Origin of the sequence: Desulfuromonas sp. AOP6, assembly GCF_009731355.2 — a bacterium.
Classification (GTDB): domain Bacteria; phylum Desulfobacterota; class Desulfuromonadia; order Desulfuromonadales; family SZUA-540; genus SZUA-540.
In genome coordinates, this window is sequence record NZ_AP022810.1 from 2,907,485 (window position 1) to 2,922,208 (window position 14,724).

Sequence of the window (14,724 nt, forward strand, 5' to 3'; positions counted from 1 at the left end):
CTCCTTGGTTGATGGAATCAACGTGGTTGTGTGGTGCCGTGCAAAAACAATCCCTGCCCGTATCGACGGGCAGGGATATGTCAATTAACCGCAGGTCTGGGGCTGGGGCCCGTCAGCAGCGTGATCGTAGAGGAACTGCTGGATGTCGAGCAGGTCTTTCTCACTGATGCCTTCGAAAGCCTCAGGCTTGGCGGAATGCTTGTCACGCTCGAAGAAGCGATCCCATTGGGCCATGGTTTTGCTCAGAGGGGTCAGGTTGCCACCCTCGGCGCCTTCAGTGTGGCAGGCCTTGCAGTTTTTCTTGTACAGATACTTGCCTTTTTTGGGATTGCCGCCGGTTACAGCAAAGGCCGAGGTGGCCATGAAGCCTACCAGCGCCAGAACAGCTGCTGCTTTCATCACCTTGTTCATACTTAATCTTCCTCCATTGCTTCTTTGTTGTGGCGACTGCGCACCATACACGGTCGCCAGCCTTCAAACGGGTTCTTGTTAACACCGGATCAGTCAAGAATCAAGCAAAAACTCCCTACATATAGATACCGGAATATAACGATCAAATAAAAGCGATATATAAATTGCCTCAGATATGCGAACCGCTATATGGCGAATACACGCTTTATGCCAACAATGGAGACAATCCAACTCCCCCTGTATTTTCAGGAACTACCCCTTTTTTAATCTTTTCCAACCTGCGCGACTTACGCCATATGGCAACGCTTCTCGTGAAAACACCGGCCATAACACGAAAAGCCCGCTTGTCTCTCAAACCGGCCCTTGATCTCACACAAAAAATCCTTCTTTTTCCCGCCAGTTGCCCTTTTCCCGCTCGGGCTTTCACCTTGACATCGCTTGGCAGTATTGCTAACGTACCCTTTTGTTTGGCTGGTTTCCTCTATGGCCTTAGGCATTTATCCAAGTATTCAGGTTCTGGCCTATGAAAGTGCTTGTTTCCGACAATTTCTCCCCCGCCGGGCTGGACGTTTTCAAACAAGCCGAAGGCATTGAACTCTGCTATCATCCCGGACTATCCCCCGAAGATCTTCTCAAGGAAGTTTCCGACGCCGATGCCCTGGTCGTGCGCGGCGGCACCCAGGTGACCGAAGAGGTTCTGTTGGCCGCCTCCCGCCTCAAAGTTATCGGCCGGGCCGGAATCGGTACTGAAAACATGGACCTGGCCGCCGCCAATCGCAAAGGGGTGGTGGTCATGAACACCCCTTTCGGCAGCACCACTACCACAGCGGAACATACCATCGCGATGCTGATGGCCCTCGCCCGGCAGATTCCCCAGGCAAGCCAGTCGACCAAATCCGGTTCCTGGGAAAAGGATCGCTTCACGGGTGTGGAGATCGCCGGCAAGACGCTGGGGGTCATTGGTGGCGGCAAGATCGGTCGCCTGGTCATTGAGACCGCCCTCTGCCTCAAGATGCGCGTGCTGCTTTATGACCCCTACCTGTCGGGCGAAATGGCGCGACAACTGATGACCGAGCAGGTGGAACTCGACGACCTGCTGCGGCGCGCGGACTTCATCACTCTCCATGTGCCCTTAAACAGCGAAACCGTCAATATCCTCGATGAGGAAGCCCTTGGAACGGTCAAGCCCGGCTGTCGCATCATCAACTGCGCCATCGGTGGGCTCGTCGACGAGGAAGCCCTGGCCAGAGGAATTCAGAGCGGACGTATCGCCGGGGCGGCGCTCGACGTTTTCAGCAAAGAACCGCCCCTGAAGGACAATCCCCTGCTTTCTCTTCCGCAGGTTATCTGTACCCCTCATTTGCGGGCGGCGACAACGGATGCCCAGATCAACGTCACGGTCCAGGTGGCGCGGCAGATCGTTGATTTTCTCCTGCGGGGCAACATCGTCAATGCCATCAATGTGCCGTCTATCAGCGCCGAACTACTGGCGGCAATGAAGCCTTACATTGACCTGGCCGGGCGGCTTGGCTCCTTTCAGGCACAGCTGTGCGCCCGCGGCCTGGAGAAACTCACAATAGAATACGCCGGCAGCGTCACCGATTTCCCCACGGAGCCCTTGACTCTCTCTCTGCTCAAAGGACTGCTGACGCCGATGATCGGCTCGATGGTCAATTATGTGAATGCGCCGCACCTGGCCGAAGAACGAGGGATTAAAGTTCTGGAGACCCGCAGCAAGACTTCGGAGGGATTTGCCAACATGATCCGCCTGACGGTCCATTGCGCCGACGGGGAACGTTCCGTCTGCGGCGCCCTCTTCGGCGAAAGCGACTACCGCATTGTCAGAGTGGACGATTACCCGGTAGAGGCCGTGCCCGATGGGCATATTCTTGTCCTGCACAACGATGATCGGCCTGGCGTTATCGGCTTTATCGGCCACACGCTGGCAGAGGCCGGCATCAACGTGGCCATGATGAACCTCTCCCGCCGGAAGATCAAAGGGAGGGCCATCTCGCTGATCAATGTCGACAGCGAAATACCGGAGGCGGTTCTGGAAAGCATGCGCAACAACACCCACATTTTATCCGCGGTGCAAGTCAGGCTCTAAATCGGACCACCGCTAAACGGACGACCGCCGGAGTCACAGGACTCTTCGCCTACAAGATTTCAGTAACGGATTTAAACCATGCCAATTCCCGATAACGCCATCGAGGCCATGCTCCCCAAAGGGGTGAAGGATTTCCTTCCGATCAAGGCGGCCAAGATCGACTTTCTCCGCAACAGCCTCCTCAGCGTCTTCAATCAGTGGGGCTTTCGTCCTGTCATTCCGCCCTCTCTCGAATTTCTCCACGATCTGGAGCGCGGCATGGGGGCCGGACTGCGGGAAAAGACCTTCCGTTTTGACGACCGTCAGAGCGGCAAGCTGGTGGCCTTCCCCCCCGACATCACTCCCCAGGTTGCCCGTATTGTCGCCACGCGCATGCGTGAGCTGCCGTTGCCTCTGCGCCTGTGCTATGCGGGGCGGGTTCTGCGCCACACGGAGATGCAGGCCGGCAAGGACCGCGAAATCTTTCAGGCTGGCGTGGAGCTGATCGGCCTGGAAAGCCCGGAAGCCGATGCCGAAATGATCGCCATGGCCGTTGAGTGCTTCAAAAACCTTGGCGCCGCGGAATTCACCATCGATATCGGCCAGGTCGATTTTTTTCGAGGTGTAATGGAAAACCTGCCCGTTTCCGGCGACAAGGCCCGGCAGATCCAGGCCGCCATCGCCCGCAAGGACAATAGCGGACTCAAAGAGCTTTTAGTTGGCTTATCCCTGACAGACCAGGCTCGCGAGGAAGTCCTTGCCCTCCCCCGCCTCTTTGGCGGTCGTGAGGTTCTGCAGAAAGCGGAAAGAGTCGTCAGCAATGATCGTTCGCGCAAAGCCCTGGCCGACCTCCAAAAGGTCCTGGAGATACTGGAAGTTTATGGGGTTGAGGATCATGTCACCTTTGACCTTGGCGAACTGCGCGGACTCGACTACCATACGGGAGTGACTTTTCAGGGCTTTCTCACCGGTTTCGGCCGCGCGGTCTGTTTCGGCGGCCGCTATGACAACCTGACGGCGGCCTACGGTTATCCGGCCCCGGCCACGGGCTTTGCCTTCAATCTGCTCAACCTGCTCTTTGCCCTCGACAAGCAACTGGACGATCGGGCGGTCCGCCAGACCGACGTACTCATCTTTCAGTCCGGCCCGGACAAGGAATTGGCCCAGCGCGTGGCCCAGACGCTGCGGAAAAAAGGGCTATCCGCCGCTCGCGACATCATTCCTCGCGACCTAGAAGGTTCTCTGGCTTATGCCCGCAAAATGAATTTCCGGTATGTTATGGTGCTTTCACCGGCCCAGGACATCCGCCTCATCAATGTAATGGACGGTTCCGATAAATCGGTGTCCTATCAATCGATCCAGGACGAAAGTTTCGTTCTTTAAGTCTCATCAGGAGAAAATCAATATGGCTAATGTAATTATCGTAGGCGCCCAATGGGGCGATGAAGGCAAGGGCAAGGTCGTTGATATTTATACCGAGTATGCCAACGACGTCGTCCGCTACCAGGGCGGCAACAACGCCGGGCACACCCTGGTCGTCGGTGACGAGAAAACCGTCCTGCACCTGATCCCCTCCGGCATTCTGCACGAAGGCAAGCGCTGCATCATCGGCAATGGCGTGGTTCTTGATCCCGAGGTTTTCATTCGCGAGATCACTAATCTGAAGAAAAAGGGCTATCTCAAGGACGACAGCCAGCTGGTAATCGACGGCAACGTGCATATCATCATGCCCTATCACCGGGAGATCGACAAAGCCCGCGAGATCCGTTCCGGCGCCCGCAAAATTGGCACTACCGGTCGGGGCATCGGGCCGACCTACGAAGATAAGATCGGGCGCCGCGGCATCCGTCTCAACGACCTGATCAAGCCGCAGGCCTTTGCCCGCAAACTGAAAGAAATCCTGCCCGAGAAGAATTTCTACCTGGAGAAGTTTCTGGGGCAGAGCCCTTTGTCCGAAGAAGCCATCCTGGAGGAGTACAGCGGCTACGCCCAGGTTCTGGAAAAATACCTGGGCCGCGCTTCCCTTATCCTCAATGAAAGCATCGATGCCGGGCACAACATCCTGTTCGAAGGCGCCCAGGGCAGCCTGCTCGACATCGACCACGGCACCTACCCCTACGTCACCTCCTCTTCAACCATTGCCGGCGGTGCCTGCACCGGTTCGGGCGTCGGTCCCCGCTTCATCGATGAAGTCATCGGCATCTCCAAAGCCTATGTCACCCGCGTTGGCGAAGGGCCCTTCCCCACCGAGCTCAATGACGAGATGGGCGAAAAGCTGCGCCAGGTCGGGCAGGAGTTCGGCGCCACCACGGGCCGCCCCCGCCGTACCGGCTGGTTCGACGCCGTGGCCCTGCGCGAGGCCGTGCGCACCAACGGCCTGACCGGTCTGGCTATCACCAAACTCGATGTCCTCAACGAACTCGATACCATCAAGATCTGCACGGCCTATTCCTACCAGGGCGACATGCTGGAGACTTTCCCGCAGGATCTCGATGTCCTCAACGACTGCAAGCCGGTATATGAAGAGATGGAAGGATGGTCTTCCGACCTTTCAGGCGTGCGCACCTACGATGATCTTCCGGAGAAGGCCCGCGTCTATCTTAAAAAGCTCGAAGAGGTCACCGGCTGCCCCATTGCCCTCGTTTCTGTAGGGCCCCGGCGCGACCAGACCATCCAGGTGAAGAACCCGTTCACCGCCAAATAAAGACGATGTACCGAGGAATTTTTTAAAAAAAGGAGTTGACTTCCCCGAAGGGTTCCAGTATAAAGTCATTCCTGTTGCACGAGCCGCTAGCTCAGATGGTAGAGCATCTGACTTTTAATCAGATGGTCGTTGGTTCGATCCCAACGCGGCTCACCAAGTCAAACCGTACACAGCGGGGTCATTTCCCGCGGGGTACTTGCAAGTTCAAGTCCCTATCGTCTAGCCTGGCCCAGGACACCGCCCTTTCACGGCGGCGACGGGGGTTCGAATCCCCCTGGGGACGCCAAATGAAAACAGCCCTGTCACCGTAAGGTTTCAGGGCTGTTTTCGTTTTCTCTTGATTCTATCTTCCATGACGGTGACCAACCTTATGACGCACACTTCCCGGGTAGTCGAAATCTTTTCGGACGGGGCCTGTTCCGGCAACCCCGGCCCTGGTGGTTGGGGCACGCTTCTGCGCTATGAAGGACAGCAGAGGGAACTGTCCGGCTTTGATCCCCACACGACCAACAACCGCATGGAGATGATGGCCGCCATTGCCGGCCTTGAAGCCCTCAAGCGTCCCTGTAAGGTTCACCTGACCACCGACTCCCAATACCTGCACAAAGGCATGACGGAGTGGATTCAAGGCTGGATTCGCAAAGGCTGGAAAAACTCCAAGAAAGAAGAGGTTCTCAACCGCGACCTCTGGGAACGCCTGCTGGCGGCCGTGAACGGGCACCAGGTCACCTGGGCCTGGGTGCGCGGCCACGCCGGGCATCCCGAAAATGAACGCTGTGACGAATTGGCTCGCGCCGCCATTGTCGAAGGCCTTGCCCGGGCGCGCTGACATCTCCCATTTGACAAACCACCACTTTGTGGTATTGTTCCAACTGGCTGTTTATTCGGTCGTTTACAGTCGTTCTTGCACCGATCCTGGCTGCCCCTTCAGCGGGTATCCGCCAGAATCCCGTATCCTCGGAACCAGGCAACGCGGATCCTATCATGCCCTCATCTTCCGCCCATATTCCTGCCTTGCCGGCAGGTGGAGAACTCGCGCCCTCTTTCGAGGCCCTGCTGTCTCTTGGGCTTTATGCCGCCATCGCGCTCTTTCTGGTCGGCGTGCTCCTCTTGCTGGCCTGGGCCCTGGGCCACAAAACGCGCCATCCCGTTAAACAGCAGCCCTATGAATCGGGCATCGCTCCCACCGGCAGTGCTCGTCTGGGTGAGCCGGTGCCCTTTTATCTCGTGGCTATCTTTTTCATCGTTTTCGACGTGGAGATCATCTTCGTCGTTTCCTGGGCGGTGGCCTACGACCTGCTGGGCTGGGCCGGTTTCTTCCAGATCACTTTCTTCATTGCCATGCTCTTTGTCGGCCTGCTCTATTTGTGGAAAGCCGGCGGACTCGATTGGGGCCCCAGCGCCATGCGTCGAAAGGGGAGGAAACCGTGAAGGAGAACATTCCGCCAGGCATTATCCTCACCACCCTTGATGACGCCATCAACTGGGGACGCAAAAACAGCCTCTGGCCCATGTTTTTCGGCCTGTCCTGCTGCTTCGTCGAAATGATGACCAGCATGACCCCGCGCTTCGACCTGGCCCGCTTCGGCGCCGAAGTCCTGCGCGGCAGCCCCAGGGAAGCCGACCTCATGGTGATCGCCGGCACTCCTTTCAAGAAGATGGGATCGTCCATCCTTCGGCTCTACGAGCAGATGGCCAACCCCAAGTGGGTCATCGCCATGGGCAGTTGCGCCAACTCGGGGGGCATGTACGACACCTACAGCGTCATCCAGGGGGTAAACCAGATCATTCCCGTGGATGTTTATGTTCCCGGCTGTCCTCCCCGCCCCGAGGCCTTCATGCAAGGACTCATGCTGCTGCAGGACAAAATTGCCCGGGAGGAACGCCCGGCGCGGCCCGTGCTCGGACTGCCCGGCGGCAGTGAGGGCACCACCGTGCCTGTTCTCATGGACGGTGTCAGCAAGAGCCGCGACACGCGCGGGCCCGGCTACGGTTCCAGCCCCATTCGCGGCACCTCCCAACAGCCCCCCGACTTCCGGCTAAACCGCGCTGACAAAATCTGGCGACCTTCACAGCCTCAAGTGGAATTTCCTCGCACCGACGACCTGATTGGCGCGGTGCGTGAGCGCTTCGCCGAGGCCGTTAGTCTTGATCCGCAGGGGGCCGACATGCCGACCCTGACAACCTCACCGGAAAAGGCGCTTGACGTTCTGCGTTATCTTAAAGAAGAAGCCCCGCAGAAATACCGTCGCCTGGAGGACATCGCCGCCATCGACGAGTCGGCGCGACGGGTTCGCCCTGACCACGACACCACTCTGGTCTATCACCTGCTCTCCTTCGAGACACAGAGCTACCTCCGTCTCAAGGTCCCTTTGCAGGGAGAGCATCCCCAGGCGGCCAGTGTCACCGGCATCTGGCCCTCAGCCAACTGGTATGAACGGGAAGCCTACGACATGTTCGGCATCTCATTTGGCGGGCACCCCGATCTGCGGCGCATTCTGATGCCGGATAGTTGGCAGGGGCACCCTTTGCGCAAATCCCACCCTTTTCGGGCCACGGAGATGCCAGCTTATACGGCGGCCACGGCCGCCGCCATGGCGCCCCGAGACGGTGGTGATTTTTTCAAGGGACGCCCCGTCGGTGAGGATGAAGGGACCATGATCCTCAACGTCGGCCCCCACCATCCGGGAACCCACGGGGTACTACGCCTCATTCTGAAACTGCGGGGCGAGGAAATCGACGATATCGACGCGGATATCGGTTATCACCACCGGGCGGCCGAGAAGACAGGGGAGCGTCAGCACTGGAACCAGTTCATCCCCTACACCGACCGCATCGACTACCTGTCGGGCGTCATGAACAACCTGGCCTATCTCTATCCTCTGGAGACTCTGCTCGGGGTGGAGGTGCCGGCGCGTGCCCAGACGGTGCGCATCATGCTGTGCGAACTCTTCCGCATCGCCAGCCACCTGGTCTGGCTCGGCACCTTCGGCAACGATGTCGGCGCCATGACCCCCGTCTTTTACACCTTTGAATCGCGGGAAAAGGTTTTCGACATCGTCGAGATGATCACGGGGGGCCGCATGCATCCGGCCTGGTTCCGCGTCGGTGGCCTGCCCGACGACCTTCCCGATGGCTGGAGGGCCGTGGTCGACACCTTTACCCGGGATTTTGCCGCACGACTGGATGAACTGGAGAAGATGTTCAGCAACGGCCCCATCTTCCGCGCGCGCACCGAAGGGGTCGGGATGCTCTCCGCCGATGAGGCCCTCGACTGGGGAGTGAGCGGGCCGAACCTGCGAGCGACGGGCCTCGCCTGGGACCTGCGCCGCGCCATGCCCTACGGCGGCTACGACAGGTTCGACTTTGAGGTCGCCACCGCCAATGGAGGGGACTGTTACGCCCGCTACCTGGTGCGATTGCAGGAGATGCGGCAGAGCCTGAATATCGTCAGACAATGTGCTGAAAAGATGCCCGGGGGACGCTGGGTTACCGACGACTACCGCTACGTCTATCCCAAAAAGGCTGACGGGCTGCGCGATATCGAGAGCCTCATTCACCATTTCGTCAATCTCTCCCGTGGCCTGACACCACCGGCGGGGGAATGCTACCGGGCCATCGAATCGAGCAAGGGGGAATGCGGCTACTACCTGGTCAGTGACGGCGGCAACGTCCCTTACCGTCTGCGCATCCGCACGCCGTCCTTCGCCCACATGCAGACCTTGCCGCTACTGAGCCGGGGCTGGATGGTCGCCGATCTCTTCACCATCCTGGCCTCCATCGATTTCGTCCTGGCCGATCTGGATCGCTGATATGGCACCTGAACTGCTGAGTCCACAAAAACTGGAAGAGTTTCGAAAGCGCGTCACTCGCTTGGAGCACCCCCGCGAGCTGGTCATCGACGTTTTGCGTGCCATTCAGGAGGAATACGGCTGGGTTCCGGACGAAGGCGTGGTGTTGACGGCTTCCCTGTTGGGGCTGTCACCTTTACAGGTGGAAGAAATCGCCACCTTCTACGACAAGATATTCCGCCAGCCGGTGGGACGGCGGGTTATTCACGTGTGCGACTCCATCTGCTGCTGGAGCCGGGGGAGTGAAGGAATCGTACGTCATCTACAGGACAGGCTCGGCATCGCCCTGGGCGAGACCACCGCTGACGGGGCCTTCACCCTGCTGCCGACCTGCTGCCTGGGGGCCTGCGGCCAGGCGCCGGCCATGATGATCGGTTTTACCCTCTATGGACACCTGGACGCGCAGAAGATCGACGCCATTCTGGCGGCCGAACGAACCGGGGGCACACCATGAAAAAACACACCCTGCTCCTCTTCAAAAATCGGCGGCCCGGCGAATGCGTCTTTTTGGAGGAATATCGCCGACAGGGAGGCTACACGGCGCTGGCCAAGGCCCTGAAGCAGATGGACCCCGCCGCCGTGCGCGACGCCGTCAAGGCCTCCGGCTTGCGCGGCCGCGGCGGCGCCGGCTTTCCGACCGGGGTCAAATGGTCCTTTTTCCCCTCGGAGCAGCCGGGACAGAAATACCTGGTATGCAATGGCGACGAGATGGAGCCGGGGACCTACAAGGATCGCCAGTTGCTGGAAGCCGATCCGCACCAGCTGGTGGAAGGGATGATCCTCGCCGCCTACGCCATGCAGATCCCCACGGGCTTTATTTTTATCCGCTACGCCTATCGCCAGGCCATGCACAACCTGGAGAGAGCCATCGCCGAAGCGGCGCAGGCCGGCCTGCTGGGCCAGAACATCCTCGGCTCCGGCTTTTCCTTCGACCTCCATGTACACGGCAGCGCCGGGCGCTATATCCTCGGCGAGGAAACGGCCCTGCTCAACGGTCTGGAAGGCAAGCGCGCCAACCCCCGCTCCAAGCCCCCCTTTCCAGCCGTTCGCGGCCTCTTCGACAAGCCGACCACGGTGAACAACGTGGAGACGCTCGCCAACATCCCCCATATCATCCAGGGCGGGGCCGACTGGTTTGCCGGCCTCGCCTATACGGAAAAGGGGGCCGGCACCAAGCTCTACGGCCTCTCGGGACACCTGGAGCGCACCGAATGCCACGAGCTGCCCATCGGCATCACCCTGGGCGATCTCATCACCGAATACGGCGGCGGCGTCTGGAAAGGCCGCGCCTTCAAGGCCTGCCTGCCCGGCGGGGCCTCCACCCCCTTTCTGACCGCCGAACATCTGGCCGTGCCGCTGGACTACGAAGCCCTGGAACAGGTCGGCAGCCGCCTGGGGACGGGCGGGGTCACCGTCTTCGATGACCACACCTGCATGGTCGCGGCGACCCTCAACCTCAACCGTTTCTTTGCCCGGGAAAGTTGCGGCTGGTGCACGCCCTGCCGGGACGGACTGCCCATGGTATCCTGGCTGCTGGAAAAAATTGAGAAGGGGCAGGGAAACATGGACGATCTCGACATGCTGCGCGGCCAGGTGCGCAACATCAACGGCCGCTCCTTCTGCGCCCTGGCCACGGGAGCGATGGGGCCGGTCGAGAGCCTGCTGCGCCTCTTTGAGGAAGAACTCGTTGACCATATTCGCCGGGGTCGCTGCCCCCTTGCTAACTGACGATGTGAACTGCCATGCCGACACTGACCATCGACAATCTGACCATCACCGTCCCTGAGGGCACCAACGTGCTGCAGGCCGCCGAGCAGCTGGGCATCGTCATCCCGCACTTCTGCTACCACGCCGCCCTCGGGGCGGTGGGCGCCTGCCGCCTCTGTGCCATGACCTTTGTGGACGGCCCGGTCAAGGGGGTGCAGATGAGCTGCATGGTCGAGGCCAAAGATGGCATGGTCGTCTCGACCTCGGATGCCCAGGCGCAGGAACAGCGGGCCCACGTCATCGAATGGCTGATGATGAATCATCCCCACGACTGTCCAGTGTGCGACGAAGGCGGCCAGTGCCAGCTGCAGGACATGACCATCGCCGGCGGCCACGGCCTGCGCCGCTATGGCGGCAGAAAAAGAACCTTCCGCACCCAGGATCTCGGACCCTTCGTCATCCAGGAGATGAATCGCTGCATCCAGTGTTACCGCTGCGTGCGGACCTATCAGGACTATTGCGGCGGCACCGATTTCGGCGTGATGGGCAGTCGTCAGCGCCTCTTCTTCGGTCGCTTCCAGGACGGCTGCCTGGAGAGCCCCTTCTCGGGCAATCTGGTGGACGTCTGTCCCACCGGTACCTTCACGGATAAAACCTTCCGCTACCGTTCCCGCGTCTGGGATCTGGAGGAGGCCGCCTCTATATGCCCCCACTGTTCCTTGGGCTGCGCCACCATCCCCGGCGCCCGTTACGGTGAGCTGCAGCGCGTGCGAGCCGGCGTCAATCCCCACACCAATGGTTACTTTATCTGCGATCGGGGGCGCTTCGGCTACGGCCACGCCAATCATCCCGAGCGCCGCCGCCGCCCGCGCCTTGGCGGCGCCGAGGTCAGCTGGGAGAAGGCTCTCGCTGCCCTGGAGGATCGTCTCGCCACCATTCGCCGCATTCATGGACCCGACAGTATCCTCTTTGTGGGCTCCGCACGTGCCAGCCTGGAGGCCAATGCCCTGTTCGGCCAATGGGCCGGCAGACAGGGCGAGAGGCGCCTTGTCTACGAGGTTCACCCCCAGCGCGACCGGGCTGCCCGTCATACCGCCGCCCTGCTGGGCGATCACGCCCGCAGTCTGGCGGATATCCGTCAGGCCGACTTCGTCCTGACGCTGGGCTGCGACCCGATCGGGGAAGGCCCCCTTCTCGCCCTGGCCATCCGGCAGGCCGTGCGGGCGGGGGGGCTGGCCGCCAGCATCGACCCCCGTCCCGTCGATCTCTGCTGTCCGGCCGCGCACCTGCCCATGCCGCCCCAGCGCCTGCTTGAGGTGCTGGCGGCGCTGCGCACCAGGGATTTTTCCCGATTTGCCCGTCAGGAAGCAAGCTTCCTCGAAGGGATTGCCAGTCGCCTTGAGCGGGCGCAGCGCCCCGTCATCGCCGCCGGCGCCGATCTGCTTGGTGGTGACGGCGTCCGCGCGCTCTTTCGCACCCTGGCAGCCTTCTCGCCCACCGATCGCTCCTGCGGCGCCTTTGTGCTGCTGGGCGGACCCAACAGCTACGGGGGCGCCTTGCTCTCGCAGGGGGAAGATACGTTCGACCACCACCTGAATGCCATGCTTAACGGCAGCGTCCGGGCCATGGTGTGCCTGGAAACGGATCCTTTCAGCGAGTATCCCGATCCGGCCCGGGCGGGGGCGGCCCTCTCGCGCCTGGAGTATCTCGCCGTTTTCGACTCGCTCCCCACGGTTGCTTCTCGCCATGCCGACCTGCTGCTGCCCACCACGGTAACGGCTGAAGGAGAAGGGATCTTTGTCAACAATGAGGGGCGGCCTCAAGCCTTTCAGCCGGTGTTCTCGGCCGGCCTTTCCCTGCGGGAGACGGGCCAGGGCAAGCACCCGCCGCGTGAATTCACCGAGCCAGGTGCTGACGAGCAGCCCCGGCAGGCCTGGGCCATCCTGGCCGATCTTCTGGGATTGAAGGACTCGCTGACTGCCCTGCGCCATCACCTTGCCACCCAGAATCCCCTGTTCGCGGCCCTAGCCGAACGTCCAGGGGAACGTCTGTCAGCGCCTGCGGCCGCTGTGGCCGAAAGCACCGCCCAGCCGCTGGAGTGTGTGCCAGAAAAGGCCCTGACCCTGATACCTGTCGAATCCCTTTTCGGTTCCGAGTTGCTGGCCAGCCTGTCGACGCCCCTGCAGCTCAGAGACACCGACCCCTATGTGCTGCTCCATACCGAGGATGCCAGGGAGCGCGGCCTGCGCGAAGGAGACCGGGTTCGCCTCTCCTCCTCCCTGGGCCATTTCAGCCTGACTCTGCGCCTTTCTTCCCGGATGGCTCGGGGCGTCGCCCTGGTGCCGCGACGGCGCGGCAGCGGCATCGAGCTGTTGGTACCCGGGGGGCCGCGGCAATACGGCTGGCTGGAAACGGAGCCGGGAGGTCCGCCATGATGGATATGCTGCTGACTCTCGCCCTGATTCTGGTCAAGCTCCTCCTCATCTTTGGCGTCGTTCTGACCCTGGCTGCCTATCTGGTGCTGGCCGAGCGCAAGATCCTCGGACGCCTGCAATTGCGTCACGGCCCCAATCGCGTCGGCCCCTTCGGCCTGTTACAGCCGCTGGCCGACGTCATCAAGCTGCTTACGAAGGAGGACACGATTCCGGCCGGCGCCGACCGGCCCATCTTTCTGCTGGCGCCCGGCCTCACAGCCATCACGGCCCTGCTCGCCTTTGCCGTGGTCCCTTTTTCGCCCCCCATCACCCTTTTCGGCCGTACCGTTCCTATGGTCGTGTGCGATCTGAACATCGGGGTGCTCTACTTTCTCGGCCTATCGTCCCTGGCCGTCTACGGTGTGGCCTTGGGCGGCTGGGCCTCCAATTCCAAATACGCCCTGCTCGGCTCCATTCGCGGCCTGGCCCAGCTCATTTCCTACGAACTGTCCATGGGACTGGCCATCGTGCCGGTGGTGCTGGCCACGCGCTCCTTCTCCCTCACCGATATCGTCATGGCCCAGGCGAACATTCCCTTCGCCCTGGTGCACCCTTTGGCCTTTCTGATATTCTTTATCAGCATGCTGGCGGAATCGAAGCGGGTTCCCTTCGACCTGCCCGAGGCGGAAGCCGAGCTGGTGGCCGGATTTCACACGGAATATTCGGGTATGCGTTTCGGCCTCTTTTTTGTCGGCGAATACATCAACCTCATCATTCTCAGCGCGATGATCACCGTCCTCTTTCTCGGCGGCTGGCATGGCCCTCTGCTGCCGCCGCTGGTTTGGTTCGTCGGAAAAGTTCTGTTCATCTGCTTTATCTTTATTTGGATCAGGGGCTCGTTGCCACGGCTGCGCTACGACCAGCTCATGCACTTCGGCTGGAAGGTGCTGGTGCCCCTGGCCCTGCTGAACGTCCTCGTTACCGGAGCGGTACTGCTCTGGCTGGGAGTCTGACATGTCCCTCTGGCGCGACATCCAGGGTACGCTGCAGCCTTTCTGGGTCACCCTGCGCAATATGATGCGAAAACCGGTAACCCGGCAGTACCCGGAAGAAAAAACCGTTCCGTCTTTCCGCTACCGGGGCCGCCTGGTCCTGACGCGCGATCCCCAGGGTGAGGAGCGCTGCGTCGCCTGCCATATGTGCAGCGCCGCCTGCCCCGTCGACTGCATTTCGATGCAGGCGGCCGAAGCCGAAGATGGCCGCCGCTACGCCGCCTGGTTCCGCATCAACTTCGCCCGCTGCATCTTCTGCGGCCTCTGCACCGAGGCCTGTCCGACCCTGGCCATCCAGATGACGACGGATTACGAGTTCGCCAAGAGAGATCCGCTGCACTTCGTCTATGAGAAAGACGACCTGCTCATCCACGACGGCGGCAAGGATCTCCACTATGATTTTTATCGTCATGCCGGCATCGGCGTGGCCAACCCCCGGGGAAAGAACGCGGACGAATATGGTCCCGTCGACCCCCGCAGCCTGCTGCCCTGAGGTAAT

At 60.8% G+C, this 14,724-nt stretch carries 12 protein-coding genes and 2 tRNA genes; 13 read left to right on the forward strand and 1 reads right to left on the reverse strand.

The window, feature by feature from the left end:
- Window positions 1–84: 84 nt before the first annotated feature.
- Window positions 85–411, reverse strand: coding sequence for a cytochrome c (locus AOP6_RS13620; RefSeq protein WP_155877285.1), 327 nt, complete (start codon window positions 409–411; stop codon window positions 85–87).
- A gap of 523 nt (window positions 412–934) precedes the next feature.
- Here AOP6_RS13620 and serA point away from each other — a divergent pair.
- The 13 genes from serA (at window position 935) to nuoI (ending at window position 14,718) form a co-directional block, all read left to right on the forward strand.
- Entirely contained in the window at window positions 935–2,518 is a 1,584-nt protein-coding gene (gene serA, locus AOP6_RS13625) for a phosphoglycerate dehydrogenase (RefSeq protein WP_155877286.1), read from the forward strand.
- Between the two features lie 78 nt (window positions 2,519–2,596).
- Window positions 2,597–3,880 (forward strand): ATP phosphoribosyltransferase regulatory subunit, encoded by a 1,284-nt coding sequence (locus AOP6_RS13630; protein WP_155877287.1) that lies wholly within the window; start codon window positions 2,597–2,599, stop codon window positions 3,878–3,880.
- 22 nt (window positions 3,881–3,902) lie between these two features.
- Window positions 3,903–5,201: an adenylosuccinate synthase gene (locus AOP6_RS13635; protein ID WP_155877288.1), complete on the forward strand. Its 1,299-nt coding sequence runs from the start codon at window positions 3,903–3,905 to the stop codon at window positions 5,199–5,201.
- 80 nt (window positions 5,202–5,281) lie between these two features.
- A tRNA-Lys gene (locus tag AOP6_RS13640) sits at window positions 5,282–5,357 on the forward strand.
- A 52-nt stretch (window positions 5,358–5,409) separates the two neighbouring features.
- A tRNA-Glu gene (locus tag AOP6_RS13645) sits at window positions 5,410–5,487 on the forward strand.
- Window positions 5,488–5,571: 84 nt separating this feature from the next.
- The gene (gene rnhA, locus AOP6_RS13650; protein ID WP_155877289.1) at window positions 5,572–6,030 is read left to right on the forward strand and encodes a ribonuclease HI; all 459 of its coding nucleotides are present in this window, start codon (window positions 5,572–5,574) and stop codon (window positions 6,028–6,030) included.
- Between the two features lie 155 nt (window positions 6,031–6,185).
- Window positions 6,186–6,632, forward strand: a complete 447-nt coding sequence (locus tag AOP6_RS13655; protein WP_155877290.1) for an NADH-quinone oxidoreductase subunit A — start codon at window positions 6,186–6,188, stop codon at window positions 6,630–6,632.
- Window positions 6,629–9,013: an NADH-quinone oxidoreductase subunit B/C/D gene (locus AOP6_RS13660; protein ID WP_155877291.1), complete on the forward strand. Its 2,385-nt coding sequence runs from the start codon at window positions 6,629–6,631 to the stop codon at window positions 9,011–9,013. Before AOP6_RS13655 ends, AOP6_RS13660 begins: the two co-directional genes overlap by 4 nt.
- A gap of 1 nt (window position 9,014) precedes the next feature.
- Window positions 9,015–9,506 (forward strand): NADH-quinone oxidoreductase subunit NuoE, encoded by a 492-nt coding sequence (gene nuoE / locus AOP6_RS13665; protein WP_155877292.1) that lies wholly within the window; start codon window positions 9,015–9,017, stop codon window positions 9,504–9,506.
- Window positions 9,503–10,780 (forward strand): NADH-quinone oxidoreductase subunit NuoF, encoded by a 1,278-nt coding sequence (gene nuoF, locus AOP6_RS13670; RefSeq protein WP_155877293.1) that lies wholly within the window; start codon window positions 9,503–9,505, stop codon window positions 10,778–10,780. Before nuoE ends, nuoF begins: the two co-directional genes overlap by 4 nt.
- Before the next feature lie 14 nt (window positions 10,781–10,794).
- Entirely contained in the window at window positions 10,795–13,194 is a 2,400-nt protein-coding gene (gene nuoG / locus AOP6_RS13675; RefSeq protein ID WP_155877294.1) for an NADH-quinone oxidoreductase subunit NuoG, read from the forward strand.
- A complete protein-coding gene (nuoH, locus tag AOP6_RS13680) occupies window positions 13,191–14,186 on the forward strand; it encodes an NADH-quinone oxidoreductase subunit NuoH (protein ID WP_155877295.1) in 996 nt (331 codons plus the stop codon). The genes nuoG and nuoH overlap by 4 nt, the downstream gene beginning before the upstream one ends.
- A 1-nt stretch (window position 14,187) precedes the next feature.
- A complete protein-coding gene (nuoI, locus tag AOP6_RS13685; protein WP_155877296.1) occupies window positions 14,188–14,718 on the forward strand; it encodes an NADH-quinone oxidoreductase subunit NuoI in 531 nt (176 codons plus the stop codon).
- Window positions 14,719–14,724: the final 6 nt, after the last annotated feature.

Excerpts from the sequence above, each read along its gene's own strand:
- serA (WP_155877286.1), top strand. The coding sequence starts at position 935 with ATGAAAGTGCTTGTTTCCGACAATTTCTCCCCCGCCGGGCTGGACGTT.
- rnhA (WP_155877289.1), top strand. The coding sequence starts at position 5,572 with ATGACGCACACTTCCCGGGTAGTCGAAATCTTTTCGGACGGGGCCTGT.
- nuoE (WP_155877292.1), top strand. The coding sequence starts at position 9,015 with ATGGCACCTGAACTGCTGAGTCCACAAAAACTGGAAGAGTTTCGAAAG.
- nuoF (WP_155877293.1), top strand. The coding sequence starts at position 9,503 with ATGAAAAAACACACCCTGCTCCTCTTCAAAAATCGGCGGCCCGGCGAA.
- nuoG (WP_155877294.1), top strand. The coding sequence starts at position 10,795 with ATGCCGACACTGACCATCGACAATCTGACCATCACCGTCCCTGAGGGC.
- nuoI (WP_155877296.1), top strand. The coding sequence starts at position 14,188 with ATGTCCCTCTGGCGCGACATCCAGGGTACGCTGCAGCCTTTCTGGGTC.
- nuoH (WP_155877295.1), top strand. The coding sequence starts at position 13,191 with ATGATGGATATGCTGCTGACTCTCGCCCTGATTCTGGTCAAGCTCCTC.
- AOP6_RS13620 (WP_155877285.1), bottom strand. The coding sequence starts at position 411 with ATGAACAAGGTGATGAAAGCAGCAGCTGTTCTGGCGCTGGTAGGCTTC.
- AOP6_RS13635 (WP_155877288.1), top strand. The coding sequence starts at position 3,903 with ATGGCTAATGTAATTATCGTAGGCGCCCAATGGGGCGATGAAGGCAAG.
- AOP6_RS13630 (WP_155877287.1), top strand. The coding sequence starts at position 2,597 with ATGCCAATTCCCGATAACGCCATCGAGGCCATGCTCCCCAAAGGGGTG.
- AOP6_RS13655 (WP_155877290.1), top strand. The coding sequence starts at position 6,186 with ATGCCCTCATCTTCCGCCCATATTCCTGCCTTGCCGGCAGGTGGAGAA.